Genomic DNA, 18184 nt, shown 5'->3' with positions numbered 1-18184 from the left:
TGATGGGATGGTGCGCCATGACCGATCCGCGGATCCGCCCCGCCACCGCCGACGACGTGCCCGCGATGGTGCGACTCGTCCATGACCTGGCCGCCTACGAGCGCGCTCCCGAGCAGTGCGTCCTGACCGAGGAGATGCTGCACGAGCGGCTCTTCGGCGAGCGCCCGGCGCTGTACGCGCACGTCGCCGAGGCCGACGGGGCGGTCGTCGGCACCGCCATCTGGTTCCTCAACTTCTCGACGTGGGACGGCGTGCACGGCATCCACCTCGAGGACCTCTACGTCGACCCGGCCCAGCGGGGCGCCGGACTGGGCAAGGCGCTGCTGACCGAGCTGGCCCGGATCTGCGTCGAGCGCGGGTACAGCCGGCTGCAGTGGCAGGTGCTCGACTGGAACACGCCGTCCATCGAGTTCTACCGCTCGCTGGACGCCGTCGACCTCGAGGAGTGGCGCACGTACCGGCTCGCGGGGGAGGCCCTGCAGGCCCTCGGATCGGTGTCCTGACGCTGTCCTATGCTCGCCCCAACCCACCACAGGAGGCACTGACATGGCCGAATTCGTCCGACTCGAGGTGACCGACGGCGTCGGCACGATCCGTCTCGACCGCCCGAAGATGAACGCGATCGACGCGCAGGTCCAGACCGAGCTGCTCGAGGCGGCGCGCGAGGCCGACCGCCGCGACGACGTCGCCGCCGTGGTGGTGTGGGGCGGCGAGCGCGTCTTCGCCGCGGGCGCCGACGTCAAGGAGATGGCCGAGATGGGCTTCCCCGAGATGTTCCGCCACGGCCACCTGCTGCAGGACTTCACCCGGGCGGTCGCCGCGATCGGCAAGCCGACCGTCTCGGCGATCACGGGCTTCGCGCTCGGCGGCGGCCTCGAGCTCGCGCTGGCGACCGACCTGCGGTTCTGCGCCGACAGCGCCAAGCTGGGCCAGCCCGAGATCCTGCTGGGCATCATCCCCGGCGCCGGCGGCACGCAGCGGCTCGCGCGCCTCGTCGGCCCGGCCAAGGCCAAGGACCTCATCTACACGGGCCGCTTCGTCGACGCCCAGGAGGCGCTGCGCATCGGCCTGGTCGACGAGGTGCTGCCCGCCGAGGGCGTGTACGAGCGTGCGGTCGCGTGGGCGCGCCAGTTCGTGAACGGCCCGGCCATCGCGCTGCGCACCGCCAAGGACGTCATCGACCGCGGCCTCGAGGTCGACCTGCAGACGGGCCTGGAGATCGAGCGCGCCGGATTCACCGGATTGTTCGCCACGCAGGACCAGTCCGACGGCATGCGCTCGTTCGTCGAGAACGGCCCGGGCCGGGCCACGTTCACGGGTCGGTGATCCACGCCACACGTCTCGGCGTGCCACCTTTGGTTACCTTCCGGTAACATCGAGACAGGAAAGGGTCGCCTCACCAACGGATCGGACCCCGTGGCAGGGTTGACCCGATAACTCGCGGACGATCAACCGTCGCCCGCGCCCCGAATTCACAGGAGGGTCCTCGTGACCAAGATCGTTGTCGCTGTGAAGTACGTGCCGGACGCCACGGCGGACCGCACGTTCGAAGCGGATAACACTGTCGACCGCGAGAACGTCGACGGACTTCTGTCCGAGCTGGACGAGTACGCGGTCGAGCAGGCGCTGCAGGTGGTCGAGAACGGTGACGGCGAGGTCACCGTCCTGACCGTGGGCCCGGCGGACGCGTCCGACGCGGTGCGCAAGGCCTTGCAGATGGGCGCCGACCAGGGCGTCCACGTCGAGGACGACGCCATCGCCGGCTCCGACGCCTTCGCGACGTCGCTCGTGCTGGCCAAGGCGATCGAGAAGCTCGACTACGACATGGTGTTCTTCGGCATGGGCTCCACGGACGCCGGCATGGGCGTCGTCCCCACGCTCGTCGCCGAGCGCCTGGGCCTGCCGGCCATCACGTTCGCCTCCGAGATCGAGGTCGACGGCGACACGGTCAAGATCCGCCGCGACGGCGACGCCGCCACGCACCAGATCGAGGCCACGGGCAAGCTCGTCGTCTCGGTCACCGACCAGACCGGCGAGGCCCGCTACCCGTCCTTCAAGGGCATCATGGCCGCCAAGAAGAAGCCGGTCGAGGAGTGGTCGCTGGCCGACCTGGGCATCGACGCCTCCGAGGTCGGCCTCGAGCAGGCCTGGACCAAGGTCGAGTCCACGACCCCGCGCCCGCCGCGCACCGCCGGCGAGATCGTCACCGACGAGGGAGACGGCGGCGTCAAGCTCGTCGAGTTCCTCGCGTCCAAGAAGTTCGTGTGAGTAGGAGCCTGAATCAATGAGTGAAGTTCTCGTTCTGATCGAAGCCCCCCAGGGCAAGGTCACGAAGCCCTCGCTGGAGCTCCTGACGATCGCGCGTCGCATCGGTGAGCCCTCCGCCGTCGTCTTCGGCGACGCCGACACCGCGGTCCTGGCCGAGTACGGCGCCGAGAAGATCTACCAGTACGCCGACAGCGTCTACGAGGAGTACCTCGTCGCCCCGAAGGCGGAGGCGCTCGGCGCCCTCGTCGCCGAGAAGGCGCCCGCCGCCGTCCTGGTGCCCTCCAGCACCGAGGGCAAGGAGATCGCCGCCCGCGTCGCGCTCAAGTCGCAGTCGGGCCTCATCACCGACGCGGTCGACGTGGCCGTCGACGGTGGCTCCGTCACCACGACGCAGATGGCGTTCGCCGGCAACTTCACGGTCACCGCCCAGGTCACCAAGGGTGCCCCGGTCATCGCCGTGAAGCCGAACTCCGCGACGCCCGAGGCTGTCGCGGGCGCCGGCGCCGTCGAGGCCGTCTCGTTCGACGTCCCCGAGTCGGCCAAGGCCGTCAGGATCGTGTCGTCCGAGCCGCGCGTCTCCACCGGCCGTCCCGAGCTGACCGAGGCCGCCATCGTGGTCTCCGGCGGCCGTGGCACCGGCGGCGACTTCACCGAGGTCGAGGCCCTGGCCGACGCGCTCGGTGCCGCGGTCGGCGCCTCGCGCGCCGCCGTGGACTCGGGCTGGAAGCCGCACACGTTCCAGGTCGGCCAGACCGGCAAGACGGTCTCGCCGCAGCTGTACGTCGCCAACGGCATCTCCGGTGCGATCCAGCACCGCGCCGGCATGCAGACGTCCAAGACGATCGTCGCGGTCAACAAGGACGAGGAGGCGCCGATCTTCGAGCTCGTCGACTTCGGCGTCGTCGGTGACCTCAAGTCGGTCCTGCCGCAGGCGACCGAGGAGATCAACAAGCGCAAGGGCTGAGCCCACGCGCCCGCGCACGGCGGTCCCGCCCCTTCGGGGGAGGGGCCGCCGTCGCCGTTCCCGGGGGCCCCGGACGGACCTCGTGGCCGGTCAGAACGCTATGTTGCAGTTCGGTAAAGTAGGCGCTCTGGGTTGGAGTCGGGGTCCGTCCAGGTGGTAGCAATGGATCACGCGCGTACACGCACGTTCCACTGTCGTACGCACATTCTCAGGAGGATATTCATGCGAATTCGGCGTTCAGCCATCGCAGGTGTCGCCCTCGCCGCGGTCGCCAGCCTCACGCTGGCCGCTTGTGGTGGCGGCGACGACGGGGACGGCGGCAGCGCCGGGTCCGATTCCGTCATCACCGCCTACGGCACCGAGCCCCAGAAGCCGCTCATCACGACCGACACCAACGAGGTCGGCGGCGGCAACATCATCGACCTGCTCTACGCGGGCCTCGTGTCGTACGACGCCGAGGGCAAGATGCAGAACGAGGTCGCCGAGTCGATCGAGTCCGAGGACGACAAGGTCTGGACGATCAAGCTCAAGGACTGGAACTTCACCGACGGCACGCCGGTCACGGCCGAGTCCTTCGTGAAGGCGTGGACCTACGCGGCCGATCCGGCCAACGCGCAGCTGCAGGCCTACTTCATGTACCCCTTCGCGGGCACCACGGAGGAGGGCACGCTCGTCGAGGGCGCCAAGACGCTCGAGGGCGCCAAGGCCGTCGACGAGAAGACCATCGAGGTCACGCTGAAGGAGGCCGAGCCGGAGTTCCCGCTGCGCCTCGGCTACTCGGCGTACTACCCGCTGCCCGAGGCTGCCTTCGGCTCCGACGGCAAGGTCACCAAGGAGTTCGGCGAGCAGCCGATCGGCAACGGCCCCTACACGCTCGAGTCCTGGGAGCACGAGGTCGAGGCCAAGCTCGTCCCGAACGACGAGTACAAGGGCAACCGCGAGCCGAAGAACGGCGGTGTGACCTTCAAGTTCTACACCGATCCCGAGTCGGCCTACTCCGACCTGCAGGGTGGCAACCTCGACGTCATGGAGGCCGTCCCGCCGAGCGCGCTGAGCTCGTTCGAGTCCGACGACTCCATCCAGGCGTTCACGGGCAACGGCGCCAACTTCGCGTCGATCACCATCCCCGAGCGTCTCGAGCACTGGAGCGGCGAGGAGGGCAAGCTCCGTCGCGCCGCGATCTCCAAGGCCATCAACCGTGAGGAGATCACCGAGAAGATCTTCGAGGGCTCGCGCGTCCCGGCCGAGGACTTCGCCACGTCGCTGTTCCCGGGCTACACGAAGGACATCCCGGGCAACGAGGTCCTCGACTTCGACGCCGCCGAGGCCAAGAAGCTGTGGGCCGAGGCCGACGCCATCTCCAAGTTCGACGGCGCCTTCACGCTCGCCTACAACGGCGACGGCCCGGGCAACAAGGAGTGGGTCGAGGCCGTCGTGAACCAGGTCGGCACGAACCTGGGCATCGAGGCCAAGCCGAAGGCGTACGCCACCTTCAAGGAGCTGCGCGAGCTGGTCACCAACCGCGAGATCAAGACCGCGTTCCGCACCGGTTGGCAGGCCGACTACCCGTCGATCTACAACTACCTCGGCCCGCTGTACGGCACGGGCGCTGGTTCGAACGACGGCGACTACTCCAACCCGGAGGTCGACAAGCTCCTCGGTGAGGCGCTGAGCTCGAAGGGTGACGAGCAGGCCAAGAAGCTGGCCCAGGTCCAGGAGATCCTCTTCAAGGACCTGCCCGCCATCCCGCTGTGGAACCAGAGCATCGCCGGTGCGGCTGCGGACGGCGTCAACGGCGTGGTCTTCAGCTGGCAGGGCAAGCCCGAGTACCACCTCGTCAGCAAGTAACCAACAGCGGTTCCCACGGTGGGACGGCACCCGACCGGTGCCGTCCCACCGTGTGCCGCGAGGAGTGTGCACATGTGGTGGTATGTCGGACGACGACTCCTCCAGACGATCCCGGTGATCCTGGGGTCGACCTTCATCGTCTACGGGCTGGTGTTCCTCGCCCCGGGCGACCCCATCGCGGCGATGTTCGGCGACAAGCCGATTCCCTCCGCGGTGCGAGCAGAGCTCGAGAACCAGTACAACCTGAACGACCCCTTCCTGATCCAGTGGCTGAAGTACCTCGGCAACGCGCTGACCGGTGACTTCGGCACGGCGTTCTCGGGCCGGCCGGTCTCGGAGCTGGTGGCCCAAGCCCTGCCCGTGACCTTCCAGCTGGCGATCATGGCGCTCGTCATCGAGGCCACGCTCGGCATCGCGGCCGGCTTCTACGCCGGCCTGCGCCGCGGCGGCATCTTCGACTCGACGATGCTGCTCGTCTCGCTGCTGGTCATCGCCGTCCCGATCTTCGTCTTCGGCTTCCTCATGCAGCTGATCTTCGGCGTCAAGCTCGGCTGGGCGCCCATCACCGTCGGCGGCGACCCAACGTTCCAGAGCCTGATCCTGCCGGCGATCGTGCTGGGACTGACATCGTTCGCCTACATCCTGCGACTGACCCGCACGTCGATCGTCGACAACCTCACGGCCGACCACGTGCGCACCGCGCGCGCCAAGGGCCTGTCGACCGGCACCGTCAACCGCCGGCACGTGCTGCGCAACTCGCTCATCCCGGTGACGACGTACCTCGGCACCGACCTGGGCACGCTGATGGCCGGCGCGATCGTCACCGAGGGCATCTTCAACGTCCCCGGCATCGGCCGCCTGGCCTTCCAGGCCGTCAACCGCGGTGAGGGCGCGACGGTCGTCGGCGTCGTCACCGTCATGGTCCTGATCTACGTGCTCATGAGCCTGATCGTCGACCTCCTGTACGCCCTCCTCGATCCCAGGATCCGCTATGCCTGACGTCATGCTTCCCGGGCAGGAGCGCTTCGTCGCTCCGATCGCCCAGACTCCCCTCGAGGCCACCGGCACCGTCGACGAGTCCCAGTCGCCCGAGAGCCAGTGGGTCGTCGCCTGGAAGAGCCTGCGCAGCAACTGGATCTTCTGGGTCTCGGTCGCGATCTTGACCTTCGTGGCCGTGATGATCGCGTTCCCCGGCCTGTTCACCGACATCGACCCGAACAAGGCCGAGCTGTCGCGCAGCCTCGAGCCGCCGTCGCCGGGCCACATCGCCGGCTTCGACAAGCAGGGCCACGACGTCTTCTCGCGCACGATCCACGGCGCCCGCGCGTCGGTCACCGTCGGCATCCTGTGCACGCTCGTCGTCGCGATCCTCGGCACGATCACCGGCGCCGTCGCCGGCTTCTACGGTGGCGTCGTCGACACGCTCGTCTCGCGCATCGCGGACATGTTCTTCGCCATCCCGCTGCTGCTCGGCGCGATCGTCGGCCTGTCGGTCGTCGACAACCGGTTCCCCGAGCGCGGCTACTGGGGCTCGATCTCGGCGGTCGTGTTCGCCCTGGCGGCGTTCGGCTGGCCGCAGGTCACCCGCATCGCGCGCGGTGCCGTGCTGGAGGTCAAGAACCTCGAGTTCATCGATGCCGCCCGCGCGATCGGCGCCTCGCCGCTGCGCAACCTGATGCGGCACGTCATCCCCAACGCGCTGCCGCCGGTCATCGTGGTCTCCACGGTGTCGCTGGGCATCTTCATCGTCGCGGAGGCGACCCTGTCGTTCCTGGGCATCGGCCTGCCGTACGGGATCGTCTCGTGGGGCAACGACATCGCCGCCGCCCAGCCGCTCGTCCGATCCGGGAACCGCCTGGGGGTCATGTTCTGGCCCGCCACCGCCCTGATGATCACGGCCCTGGGCTTCATCCTGCTGGGCGACGCCGTGAGCGACGCCCTCGACCCGAAGCGGAAGAACAACCGATGAACTCCACCCCGTTGCTCGAGATCAAGGACCTCCAGGTCGCCTTCGCGAACGGCAAGGAGCTCGTCCCGGCCGTCCGCGGCGCGAGCCTGACGGTCTACGAGGGCCAGACGGTCGCGATCGTGGGCGAGTCCGGCTCGGGCAAGTCCACGACGGCGCACGCCGTGATCGACCTGCTGCCCGGCACCGGCCGGGTCACCGGCGGACAGATCCTGTTCGACGGCGAGGACCTCACCACCGCCGGCCGCAAGCAGATCATGGCCGTGCGCGGCTCCTCGGTCGGCCTGGTCCCGCAGGCCCCGATGTCGAACCTCAACCCGCTGTGGCGGGTCGGCGCGCAGATCAAGGAGGCCCTCGAGGCCAACGGCGTCGCCTCCGGCAAGGAGGCCGACCAGCGCGTCGTCGAGCTGCTCGCCGAGGCCGGCCTGCCCGACGGCGAGCGGCGCGCCCGCCAGTACCCGCACGAGTTCTCCGGCGGCATGCGCCAGCGTGCGCTCATCGCGATGGCGCTGGCCGCCCGTCCGCGCCTGCTGATCGCCGACGAGCCGACCTCCGCGCTCGACGTCACGGTGCAGAAGCAGATCCTGGACCACCTCGACACGCTCACCGCCGACCTCGGCGTCGCGGTCCTGCTGATCACGCACGACCTCGGCCTGGCCGCCGAGCGCGCCGACCACCTCGTGGTCATGTACAAGGGCCAGGTCGTCGAGTCCGGCCCCGCGCTGGAGATCCTGCAGGACCCGCAGCACCCGTACACGAAGCGCCTCGTGTCGAAGGCGCCCTCGCTGGCGTCGCAGCGCCTGTCGTCGCAGCGGGCCCGCGCCGAGGTGCGCGAGCAGGCCATGGAGCAGGCCGCCGAGATCGCCGAGGAGGTCGCCCACAGCGGCGAGGAGTTCGGCGAGGGCCGCGACGACGTGCTCGTCGTGGAGGAGCTGACCAAGGTCTTCGAGCTGCGCGGCTCCAAGCCGTGGGAGAAGATCCCGTTCACCGCCGCGGACTCGGTGTCGTTCCGGCTGCGCCGCGGCACCACCACCGCGATCGTGGGGGAGTCCGGCTCGGGCAAGTCCACCGTCGCGCGCATGGTGCTGGACCTGCTGCCCCCCACGTCGGGCCGCGTGCTGTTCGACGGCGTCGACGTGCGCCAGCTCAAGAGCAAGTCGCAGCAGCTGAAGTTCCGTCGCCAGATGCAGCCGGTGTTCCAGAACCCGTACGCGTCGCTGGACCCGATGTACTCGATCTTCCGCTCGATCGAGGAGCCGCTGCGCACGCACGGCGTCGGCAGCAAGGCCGAGCGCGAGAAGAAGGTGCGCGACCTGCTGGACAAGGTCTCGCTGCCGGCCTCGGTGATGTCGCGCTACCCGGGCGAGCTGTCCGGCGGCCAGCGCCAGCGCGTCGCGATCGCGCGCGCCCTGGCGCTCGATCCCGAGGTCGTCATCTGCGACGAGGCCGTCAGCGCGCTCGACGTGCTGGTGCAGGCGCAGATCCTCGAGCTGCTGAACGACCTGCAGGCCGAGCTGGGCCTGAGCTACCTGTTCATCACGCACGACCTCGCGGTGGTCCGCCAGATCGCCGACGACGTGCTGGTGATGCAGAGCGGCAAGGTCGTCGAGCACTCCTCGGTGTCGCAGGTGTTCGACAGCCCGCGCGAGGAGTACACGCGCCGCCTTCTCGACGCGATCCCCGGCGGGTCGATCGAGCTCTCGCGCTGAGCGCACGCAGGCACGACTGAGGGGGTGGGCCGCCGGCCCACCCCCTCAGTGCTGTGCGAGCGTCAGGCGGCGCGACGCTGCGTGTCCCACACGAGGGAGGACTCCAGCTTGCGAGGCATCTCGCCCGTGCCGGACTTGACCTTCTGGTAGCGGCACGTGCCGCGGTTGAGGGCGTACTTGGTGGCGGTGAACTTGCGCGTCTCCTGGCGCTGGCGCAGGCGGTACTCGTGCTTGGCGTCCTTCTTGACGGTGACGGAGTAGGACCACGTCTTGGTCTTGCTCCACGTCTTGGCCACGGAGGCGCCGATCGTCGTGGAGGCCTTGGCGAAGACGACGCCGGCCTCGGCGGAGAGGGACGTGCTGACCGTGCCGGTCCACTGCGAGGTGGCCGCCTGGCTGAACGTGATGGTCATCGAGCCGTGCTTGGGGTGGACCCAGTTGGAGTAGAGCTTGGTCGGCTTGTAGGACTTCGAGACGTTGGTGAAGGTCCACTTCGTGGCGGACAGGTTGTCGCACACGGGTGCGGCGTTCGCGACCTGGGGTGCGAGGACGGTGGCGCACAGCGCCAGGGCAGCGGTGATGACGGTCTTGATGCGGAACATGTTCCCCCCGGAGTAGTGATGTGGGGGGAACCTAACAGAGGTAACTCGCGGTTGCCAAGGTGCGGCCGACCCCGTGTTGACTCGTTCGAACAGGTGTTCGATCATGGAGGGGTGAGCACCGCCGTCCCCGACACCACCGTGGTCGACGACCTGCGCGCCCAGATCGGGCGGATGCAGGGTCGTCCCTCGGTGCTGTCGCTGGCGACGCACCCCGCGCTCTCGGGGCTGCTCGCCCTGCAGCCCGGCGGCAGCTACGCGGTCGACTCCACCAGCTTGGCCCTGCTGCTGATGGCCGGCCCGTCGCGCGACGGCGCGTGGTGCGCCATCGTCGGCTCGGACCGGGTCGGCCTCGAGGCGGCCGCCGAGGTGGGCGTCGACCTCGATCGTACGGTCTGGGTGCCCGACGCCGGGGCCGACCCGGCCTCGGTGCTGGGCGCGCTGGTCGACGCCGTCGGCGTGGTCATGGTCGATCGGGTGACGCTGCCCGAGCGTGAGGTCGTGCGCCTGCGCGCGCGGCTGCACCGGCGCCAGGCCGTGCTCGTCGCCGTGGGAGAGTGGCCGCGCGTCGACGCCCGGCTCTCGCTGCGCGACGCCGTCTGGACCGGCCCGCAGGACGGCCACGGCCACCTCGTGGCCCGCCAGGCCACGGTCGAGGTCCGGCGCGGTGGACGGGTCACCGGCTCGCGCCGGCTGTGGCTCCCCAGCCGCGAGCTGGCCGTCGCCCCGGTCGAGCGCGCCGTGCGCGCCGTCCCGGATCGGGAGGCCGGCTGATGCGCACGATGGTGGTGTGGGTGCCGGACTGGCCGGCGCTGGTCCAGCAGGCCGAGCACGGCGAGCCGCAGGCGCTGGCCGTCCTCGAGAAGGGCGCCGTCCTGGCGTGCACGCCGGCGGCCCGCGCGCAGGGCGTCCGCCGTGGGATGCGCCGTCGCGACGCGCAGTCGCGCTGTCCCGACCTCGTGGTCTGCGACCACCGTCCCGAGGCCGACGCGCGCGCGTTCGACCAGGTGCTGACCGCGCTCGAGGAGCTCGGTCCCGGCGTCGCGCCGCTGCGCCCGGGACTGTGCGCGCTGACCGTGCCCGAGCGGTACTACGGCGGCGAGCCCGAGGCGGCCGCCGTCATCACCGAGCGGCTCGTCGAGCTGGGGGTGTGGGACGTCCGCTGCGGCATCGCCGACGGGGTGTTCGTCGCCGAGCTGGCCGCCCGCCGGGCCCCGGCCCAGGACTGCGTCGTCGTGGCGCCCGGCGGCAACATCGACTTCCTGGCCGACCTGCCGATCGATGTCCTCGAGATCCCCACGCCGGCCGGCACGACCGAGCCGGGGCTGGACCTGGTCACGGTGCTGCGCCGGCTGGGCGTGCGCCGGGTCGCGCAGTTCGCCGCGCTCGCGCCGGCCGACGTGCTGGCGCGCTTCGGCACCCACGGCGCGCTGCTGCACCGCTGGGCCCGCGGCGAGGAGGTCCGCCAGGTCTCGCGACGGACGCCGCCGCCCGAGCTCGTGGCGACCGTCGCCTTCGAGCCGGCCCTCGAGCGGGCCGAGGCCGTCGTGTTCAGCGTGCGCCAGCGCGTCGAGGAGTTCGTCCGCCGCCTCGACCGCGGCGGACTGGTGTGCGCCACGCTGCGGATCGAGGTCGACGCCGAGGTCGCCGGCCACCCGCATGTCTCCAGCCGGCTGTGGCGCCACCCGCGCTGGTTCGGCTCGGCCGACGTCCTCGACCGGCTGCGCTGGCAGCTCTCGGCCGACCCGCCCGGCGGCCCGGTCGTGGCGGTGCGCTGCATCCCGGTCGAGGTCGAGCCGCTCGGCGACCACGCCGAGGGGCTCTTCGGCGGCGGGCCCGACGAGCAGGTCGAGCGCTCGGTGGCCCGCGTGCAGGCGCTCGTCGGCCCCGAGGGCGTGCGCTCGGTGGGCGTCCAGGGCGGTCGCGGCCCGGCCGACCGGCGGCTGTCGACGGCGTGGGGCGAGCGGCCCACCGTCACGCGCCCCGCCGACCGCCCGTGGCCCGGCAGCATCCCGCCGCCGGCGCCGGCCACCGTGTTCCCCGAGCCGGCTCCCGCGCAGGTCGTGGGCGCCGAGGGGATGCCCGTCAGCGTCAGCGGCCGGGGGGCGCTCTCGGGCCCGCCCGCGCGGTTCCGCGCCCAGGCCGACGCCGGCTGGCAGCCCGTCGCGGCGTGGGCCGGGCCGTGGCCGGTCGACGAGCACTGGTGGGACGAGGCCGCGGCCCGCCGCGTCGCCCGCTTCCAGGTCGTCGGCGTGGACGGCAGCGCCTGGCTCATGGTCGTCGAGAACGGCCGCTGGTGGACCGAGGCCCGCTATGACTGACTCCCCGCTGAGTTGCACGTTCGGCCACCGAAACACGGCGTGTCGCCGGCCGAACGTGCAACTCAGCGCGTGGGGGTGGCCCTGATGGGGTGGAACAACCCGGACATCTCGTGGCGCGAGCTCGAGGCGCGGCTTTCGGGGCGGTGGAAGGAGCCGTCCGGCCCGCCCGACGGCGGCGACGGGCCGGCGTTCTCGCGCAAGCGCGGCGCCTACACCGCGCCCGAGGAGCCCGAGCGTCCCGCCGAGGCCGTCCCGTACGCCGAGCTGCACTGCCACAGCAACTACAGCTTCCTCGACGGCGCCAGCCATCCCGAGGCGCTCGTGCGCGAGGGCGTGCGACTCGGCCTGTCGGCGCTCGCGCTGACCGACCACGACGGCTTCAGCGGCGCGCCCCGGTTCGCCGAGGCGGCCCAGCAGCACGGGATGCGCACGGTCCACGGCGCCGAGCTGTCGCTCAACCTGCCCGGCCCGCAGAACGGCGTCGCCGACCCCGAGGGCGACCACCTGCTCGTGCTGGCCCGCGGCGTCGAGGGGTACCACGCGCTGGCCACCGCGATCACCGAGGCGAACCTGGCCGGCGACGAGAAGGGCCGCCCCGTCTACGACCTCGCCGACCTGGCCGACCTCGGTCGCGGGAAGTGGGTCGTGCTGACCGGCTGCCGCAAGGGCTGGGCCCGCCGCGAGGGCATGACGGGCGTCCGCCGCCTCGTCGACCTGTTCGGCCGGGACAACGTGGTCGTCGAGCTGACCGACCACGGCGGCCCCGGCGACGGCCCGGCCAACGACGCGCTCGCGGGCTGGGCGGCCCAGCTGGGCCTGCCGTACGTCGCGACCGGGAACGTGCACGCCGCCCGCCCTGCCGACGCGCGGCTCGCGCAGGCCTTCGCCGCCGTCCGCGCGCGCCGCAGCCTGGCCGAGCTCGACGGCTGGCTCGCCCCGCCGGCGTTCCTGCGGTCCGGCGCCGAGATGGCGCAGCGGTTCGCCCGCTGGCCCGGCGCGGTCGCGCGCTCGGTCGAGATCGCCGACGCGTGCGCGTTCGACCTGCGCAAGGCCTCGCCCAAGCTGCCCAAGCAGCAGGTGCCGCCGGGCCACACGCCGATGACGTGGCTGCGCGAGCTGGTGCGCCGCGGCGCCGACCGGCTCTACGCGCACGACCGCGCGGGCGCCGAGCACCGCCTCCAGCGCGAGCTGGCGGTCATCGAGGAGAAGGACTTCGCCGGCTACTTCCTCATCGTCCACGACATCGTCGCGTTCGCGCGCAGCCGCGGGATCCTGTGCCAGGGCCGGGGCTCGGCCGCGAACTCCGCGGTCTGCTACGCCCTCGAGATCACCGCGGTCGACTCGATCAAGTACGGCCTGCCGTTCGAGCGCTTCCTGTCCGCCACGCGCGACGAGGAGCCCGACATCGACGTGGACTTCGACTCCGACCGCCGCGAGGAGGTCATCCAGTGGGTCTACGACAAGTACGGCCGCCGCAACGCCGCGCAGGTCTGCAACGTCATCAGCTACCGGCCCAAGTCGGCGGTGCGCGACATGGCGCGGGCGCTCGGCTACTCGGTGGGCCAGCAGGACGCGTGGAGCAAGCGCGTCGACTCGTGGTCCTCGATCCGCACGGACGAGCCCGACGAGATCCCCGCGCCCGTCGTCGCGCTCGCCGAGCAGGCGATGAAGTCGCCGCGGCACCTGGGCATCCACTCCGGCGGCATGGTGCTGACCGAGCGCCCCGTCGGCGAGGTCGTGCCGATCGAGCGTGCCCGCATGCCCGGGCGCACGGTGCTGCAGTGGGACAAGGACGACTGCGCCTACATGGGCCTGGTCAAGTTCGACCTGCTCGGGCTGGGCATGCTCGGCGCGATCCAGCACACCTTCGACATCGTGCGCGAGCGCGTCGGCGAGGAGTGGACGCTGGCCACGATGCCCAAGGAGGAGCAGGGCGTCTACGACATGCTGTGCCGCGCCGACTCGATCGGCGTGTTCCAGGTCGAGAGCCGCGCCCAGGTCGGCACGCTGCCCCGGCTGCGGCCGCGCCGGTTCTACGAGCTCGTCATCGAGATCGCGCTGATCCGCCCCGGCCCGATCCAGGGCGGCGCGATCCACCCGTACATCCGGCGCAAGCTGGGGGAGGAGCCCATCACCTACCCGCACCCGCTGCTCGAGCCCGTCCTGGAGCGCACCCTGGGCGTGCCGCTGTTCCAGGAGCAGCTCATGCAGATCGCGATGGTCCTGGGCGGCTGCACGGGCGACGAGGCCGACCTGCTGCGGCGCGCGATGGGCTCCAAGCGCGGTGTCGAGAGGATCGACAGCCTGCGCGACCAGCTGTACCGGGGGATGGCGCAGAAGGGCATCACGGGCGAGGCGGCCGACGACATCTACGCGCGCATCCAGGCGTTCGCCAACTTCGGCTTCGCCGAGAGCCACGCGATCAGCTTCGCACTGCTGGTCTACGCCAGCAGCTGGCTCAAGCTGCACCACCCGGCGGCGTTCCTGGCGGGGCTGCTGCGGGCGCAGCCGATGGGCTTCTACTCGCCGCAGTCGCTCGTGGCCGACGCGCGCCGGCACGGGGTCGAGGTGCGCAGGCCGTCGATCACGCGCTCGGGCATCGACTCCGACCTTGAGCCGCTCGGGGCGGCCACGGGGCCCACGGGCCGCGCCGCGTGCGCCGAGCACGACCAGCCCCCGGTGGGGGAGTTCGACCGCACCGCGCCGCCCGACTTCGCCGAGCACCGCCGCGACGGGAACCACGCCGTGCGGCTGGGCCTGACCTCGGTGCAGGGGATCGGCCGCGCCGATGCCGAGCGGATCGTCGCGGCGCGGCAGGAGCGCCCGTTCGCCGACATGGCCGACGTCGTGCGCCGCTGCGGCCTCAGCCGGGCCCAGCAGGAGCAGCTGGCCACCGCGGGCGCCTTCGACGACTTCGGCCTGACGCGCCGCCAGGCCCTGTGGAACGCGGGCTACAGCGACAGCCAGGACCGGCTGCCCGGCACCGCGATCGTCGCGCCGCCGCCCATGCTGCCGGGCATGAGCGACATCGAGCTGACGCTCGCCGACCTCGAGGCCACGCGGATCTCGCCGGGGGAGCACCCCTTCGCCCACCTGCGGCCGTCGCTGACCGCGCAGGGCATCCTCTCGGTGGCCTCGCTGTGGCACCACGAGCCCGAGCGGCGCGTGCGGGTGGCCGGACTCATCACGCACCGCCAGCGGCCGTACACCGCGGGCGGGGTCACGTTCCTCAACCTCGAGGACGAGACCGGGATGCTCAACGTGGTCGTGTTCGACGCGGTGTGGCAGCGCCACCGGATCGCCGCCCGCACCAGCGCGGCGGTCGTGATCCGGGGCCGGCTCGAGCACCAGCAGGGCGCGGTGAACCTCGTGGCCGAGGTCGTGGAGCGACTCCTCGATCCCGCCGTGCCGCAGGGCCATCGCGCCCGCGACTTCCGCTGACGGTTTCCCCGGTTGAGTAGGTTCTCCCTCACTTCACGAGGATCGCGATCCTCGTGAAGTGAGGGAGAACCTCGTTCAGTCGGAGCTGGCCGTTCCGGGCGCGACCGAGCGTGGAGAACTCCCACTTCACGAGGTTCGCAACCCACGCTCAGTGCCAGAGAACCTAGTGAACCGGGGAATCGGTCACCGCGGACCGACGCGTCGGAGGGCTACCGTCGAGCCATGCAGATCCGCAGACTGACCGAGGACGACCGCGACGCGCTCGTCGCCGTCCGGCTCCCGGCGTTCGGCTCGTCCCGGCTCGGCGGGGATCGCGTCGAGCACCCGTCCTACGACCGGTGGGGCCTGTTCCGCGACGGCGTGCTCGCCGCGTGTGCCGCGCGCAAGCCCTACGCCTCGTGGTTCGGCGGACAGCAGGTGCCGACGTGCGGCATCGCGGGGGTCGCCGTCGCGCCCGAGATGCGCGGCCGCGGCCTGCTGCGCCCGCTGCTGGAGCGCATCCACGAGGAGGCCCGCGCGCAGGGCGAGGTCGTCGCGACCCTGTTCGCCAGCGCGCCGGGCATCTACGGCAGCCTCGGCTACCGGACGGTCGGCGCGCTCGACACGATCGAGGTGCCGGCCACGTCGCTGCACCGGTTCTTGCGCCGGCACGAGCTGCGACGAGCGACCGCCGACGACATCGGCGAGCTCAAGCGCGTCTACGCCGACTGGGCGCGCCGGCACGACGGACCGCTCACGCGCGAGGCGCCCGAGTTCGACGACGCCGCCTGGCTGCACGACGCGACGGGCGTGACGCTCGCGCTGGGGGAGGACGGCACCGCGCTGGCCTACGCCTCGTGGGTGCGCTCGCCCGGCTACGGCCGCGACGCGTACGTCGACGTCGAGGACCTCGTGTGGAACGACGACGCCGCCCGCGACTCGCTGCTGTGGATGCTGGGCACGTTCTCGAGCGTGACGCCGGCGGTCCGGTTCGACACGTCCGGCACCGAGCTGACGTCCATGCTGACCGAGCACCACGTGCGCGAGCACCGCCCCTACGACCTGCTCGTGCTGGACCCTGGGGCGTTCCGGCCGCCGGCGGGACCGGTGCTCATCCGGGACTACTTCTGAGACGGTCCCGATCTTAGGGTTGACATGACCTTAAGCACCCCCTTAGTGTCGCTTTGACCCTAAGGAGGTGGCGTCGTGGAGCAGCGCATCGAGCTGGCCGTGTCCACGGTGAGCTTCGCCCTGCGCCCGCACCCGCGCACGCAGCGCCTCACCCTGTGGCTGCCGCTCGTCAAGCGCATCCGCGAGCCGTTCCTGGGCCGGTGGGCGCTGCCCGGCGGCCCGCTGCAGCCGGCCGAGGACCTCGACACCTCCGCCCGCCGCACCCTGCTGCGCACGACCGGGCTCGAGCCCGCGCACCTCGAGCAGCTCTACAGCTTCGGCGGCATCGACCGCTCGCCCGACCGCGTCGTCTCGATCGTCTACTGGGCGCTCGTGCGACCCGACGAGGACGCTCGCGCGATCGACGGCGAGAACGTCGAGTGGTTCGTCGCCGACGAGGTGCCCGAGCTGGCCTTCGACCACAACGTGATCGTCACGTACGCGCTCGACCGCCTGCGCGCCAAGATCACCTACTCCGACATCGCGCACGCGTTCACGGGCGAGGAGTTCACGATCGCCCAGCTGCGCGAGGTCCACGAGGCCGTCCGCCAGGTCCGCCTCGACCCCGCCAACTTCCGACGCCAGACCCTCGCGCACCCGCGCATCGTCGCCACGGGCCGTCACGTCACCGGCACCAGCCACCGACCCCCGGCCCTCTACCGACTGGAGACAGCATGACCATCTCGATCAACGACCTCATCGTGGCGGCGCCGGGCAGCACGTGCGACGCCGACCTGGCGAAGTCGCCGTGGGAGTTCGACGGCTTCCCCGGCTACGGCCCCGGTGCGTCCGAGCAGGACGCGATCCCGCAGCCCGTCACGCGCCCGGGCCAGTTGCCGGCGGCGTACCAGCGGATGCCCGAGGCCGAGCTGCACGCGCGGATCCGCGCGGCCAAGGCGGCGCTGGGTGACCGGCTCGTGATCCTCGGCCACTTCTACCAGCGTGACGAGGTGGTCCAGTACGCCGACTTCGTGGGCGACTCGTTCCAGCTGGCCAACGCCGCACTGACTCGGCCCGACGCCGAGGCGATCGTGTTCTGCGGCGTGCACTTCATGGCCGAGACCGCCGACATCCTCGCCCGTCCCGAGCAGCGCGTGATCCTGCCCAACCTCGCGGCGGGCTGCTCGATGGCCGACATGGCCGACGAGGACGCCGTCGAGGCGGCGTGGGAGGCCCTCACGGAGTTCTACGGTGACGACGAGACGGTCCCGGTCACCTACATGAACTCGTCCGCGGCGCTCAAGGCGTTCTGCGGGCGTCACGGCGGCATCGTGTGCACCTCGTCGAACGCCTCGACCGTCCTGGAGTGGGCGTTCGAGCAGGGCCGCCGGGTGCTGTTCTTCCCCGACCAGCACCTGGGCCGCAACACCGGCAAGGCCATGGGCGTCCCGCTCGAGCAGATGCCGATGATCAACCCGCGCCGTCCCGGCCTCGGCGTCGAGCCCGACGTGCTCCGCGACGCGCGCGTGCTGCTGTGGCCGGGGTTCTGCTCGGTGCACAAGCGCTTCACGGTCGCCCAGATCGAGCAGGCCCGGGCGCAGTACCCGGACGTGCGGGTGATCGTGCACCCCGAGAGCCCCATGGCGGTCGTCGACGCGGCCGACGCGGCGGGCTCCACGGACGCGATCAAGAAGTTCGTGGCGGCCGCCCCGGCCGGCTCGGTCATCGCGATCGGCACCGAGATCAACCTCGTGAACCGCCTGGCCGCGCAGAACCCGGACAAGACGATCTTCTGCCTCGACCCGGTCGTGTGCCCGTGCTCCACGATGTACCGGATCCACCCCGGCTACCTCGCCTGGGTGCTGGACGGCCTGGTCGAGGGCGAGGTCCGCAACGAGATCGTCGTGGACGACGACGTCGCCGTGCACGCGAAGGTCGCGCTGGAGCGGATGCTCGCGGCGCTGCCGAAGGCCGACTGA

General features: G+C 71.4%; 15 protein-coding genes. 14 read left to right on the top strand and 1 reads right to left on the bottom strand.

The features are described 5' to 3' along the window. Positions 1-17 precede the first annotated feature (17 nt). From AB3M81_RS16075 to AB3M81_RS16040, 8 genes are all read left to right on the top strand, one after another. Positions 18-503: a GNAT family N-acetyltransferase gene (locus tag AB3M81_RS16075; RefSeq protein WP_412904937.1), complete on the top strand. Its 486-nt coding sequence runs from the start codon at positions 18-20 to the stop codon at positions 501-503. Between the two features lie 43 nt (positions 504-546). After that, on the top strand, positions 547-1326 hold the full coding sequence (locus tag AB3M81_RS16070) for an enoyl-CoA hydratase/isomerase family protein (RefSeq protein WP_412904936.1): 780 nt from the start codon (positions 547-549) through the stop codon (positions 1324-1326). A gap of 162 nt (positions 1327-1488) precedes the next feature. Continuing rightward, positions 1489-2268 (top strand): electron transfer flavoprotein subunit beta/FixA family protein, encoded by a 780-nt coding sequence (locus tag AB3M81_RS16065; RefSeq protein WP_412904935.1) that lies wholly within the window; start codon positions 1489-1491, stop codon positions 2266-2268. Positions 2269-2284: 16 nt separating this feature from the next. Further along, entirely contained in the window at positions 2285-3232 is a 948-nt protein-coding gene (locus tag AB3M81_RS16060; protein WP_412904934.1) for an electron transfer flavoprotein subunit alpha/FixB family protein, read from the top strand. Positions 3233-3454: 222 nt separating this feature from the next. Further along, positions 3455-5080, top strand: a complete 1626-nt coding sequence (locus AB3M81_RS16055) for a peptide ABC transporter substrate-binding protein (protein WP_412904933.1) — start codon at positions 3455-3457, stop codon at positions 5078-5080. 72 nt (positions 5081-5152) lie between these two features. Next, positions 5153-6079 (top strand): ABC transporter permease, encoded by a 927-nt coding sequence (locus tag AB3M81_RS16050; protein WP_412904932.1) that lies wholly within the window; start codon positions 5153-5155, stop codon positions 6077-6079. Then, positions 6072-7049, top strand: coding sequence for an ABC transporter permease (locus AB3M81_RS16045; protein WP_412904931.1), 978 nt, complete (start codon positions 6072-6074; stop codon positions 7047-7049). The genes AB3M81_RS16050 and AB3M81_RS16045 overlap by 8 nt, the downstream gene beginning before the upstream one ends. Next, a complete protein-coding gene (locus tag AB3M81_RS16040) occupies positions 7046-8755 on the top strand; it encodes a dipeptide ABC transporter ATP-binding protein (RefSeq protein WP_412904930.1) in 1710 nt (569 codons plus the stop codon). Before AB3M81_RS16045 ends, AB3M81_RS16040 begins: the two co-directional genes overlap by 4 nt. Before the next feature lie 62 nt (positions 8756-8817). On the opposite strand, the gene AB3M81_RS16035 is transcribed toward AB3M81_RS16040, so the two are convergent. Further along, positions 8818-9357: a hypothetical protein gene (locus AB3M81_RS16035; RefSeq protein ID WP_412904929.1), complete on the bottom strand. Its 540-nt coding sequence runs from the start codon at positions 9355-9357 to the stop codon at positions 8818-8820. A gap of 111 nt (positions 9358-9468) precedes the next feature. Between AB3M81_RS16035 and AB3M81_RS16030 the strand changes: the two genes are divergently transcribed. The 6 genes from AB3M81_RS16030 (at position 9469) to nadA (ending at position 18184) form a co-directional block, all read left to right on the top strand. Beyond that, a complete protein-coding gene (locus AB3M81_RS16030; protein ID WP_412904928.1) occupies positions 9469-10128 on the top strand; it encodes a hypothetical protein in 660 nt (219 codons plus the stop codon). Beyond that, complete coding sequence (locus tag AB3M81_RS16025; protein WP_412904927.1) at positions 10128-11675, top strand: Y-family DNA polymerase; 1548 nt, start codon at positions 10128-10130, stop codon at positions 11673-11675. The genes AB3M81_RS16030 and AB3M81_RS16025 overlap by 1 nt, the downstream gene beginning before the upstream one ends. Positions 11676-11759: 84 nt before the next feature. After that, positions 11760-15116 (top strand): error-prone DNA polymerase, encoded by a 3357-nt coding sequence (locus AB3M81_RS16020; RefSeq protein ID WP_412904926.1) that lies wholly within the window; start codon positions 11760-11762, stop codon positions 15114-15116. Positions 15117-15338: 222 nt separating this feature from the next. Then, positions 15339-16226 (top strand): GNAT family N-acetyltransferase, encoded by an 888-nt coding sequence (locus AB3M81_RS16015; RefSeq protein ID WP_412904925.1) that lies wholly within the window; start codon positions 15339-15341, stop codon positions 16224-16226. A 75-nt stretch (positions 16227-16301) separates the two neighbouring features. Further along, positions 16302-16943 carry an NUDIX hydrolase gene (locus tag AB3M81_RS16010; protein WP_412904924.1) on the top strand — a complete coding sequence of 214 codons (642 nt, stop codon included), beginning with the start codon at positions 16302-16304 and terminating at the stop codon, positions 16941-16943. Beyond that, complete coding sequence (nadA, locus tag AB3M81_RS16005) at positions 16940-18184, top strand: quinolinate synthase NadA (protein ID WP_412904923.1); 1245 nt, start codon at positions 16940-16942, stop codon at positions 18182-18184. Before AB3M81_RS16010 ends, nadA begins: the two co-directional genes overlap by 4 nt.

The sequence above is a fragment of the Aeromicrobium jepli genome (genome assembly GCF_047246605.1).
Lineage (GTDB): Bacteria > Actinomycetota > Actinomycetes > Propionibacteriales > Nocardioidaceae > Aeromicrobium.
This window is presented reverse-complemented; position numbering and strand designations above follow the sequence as displayed.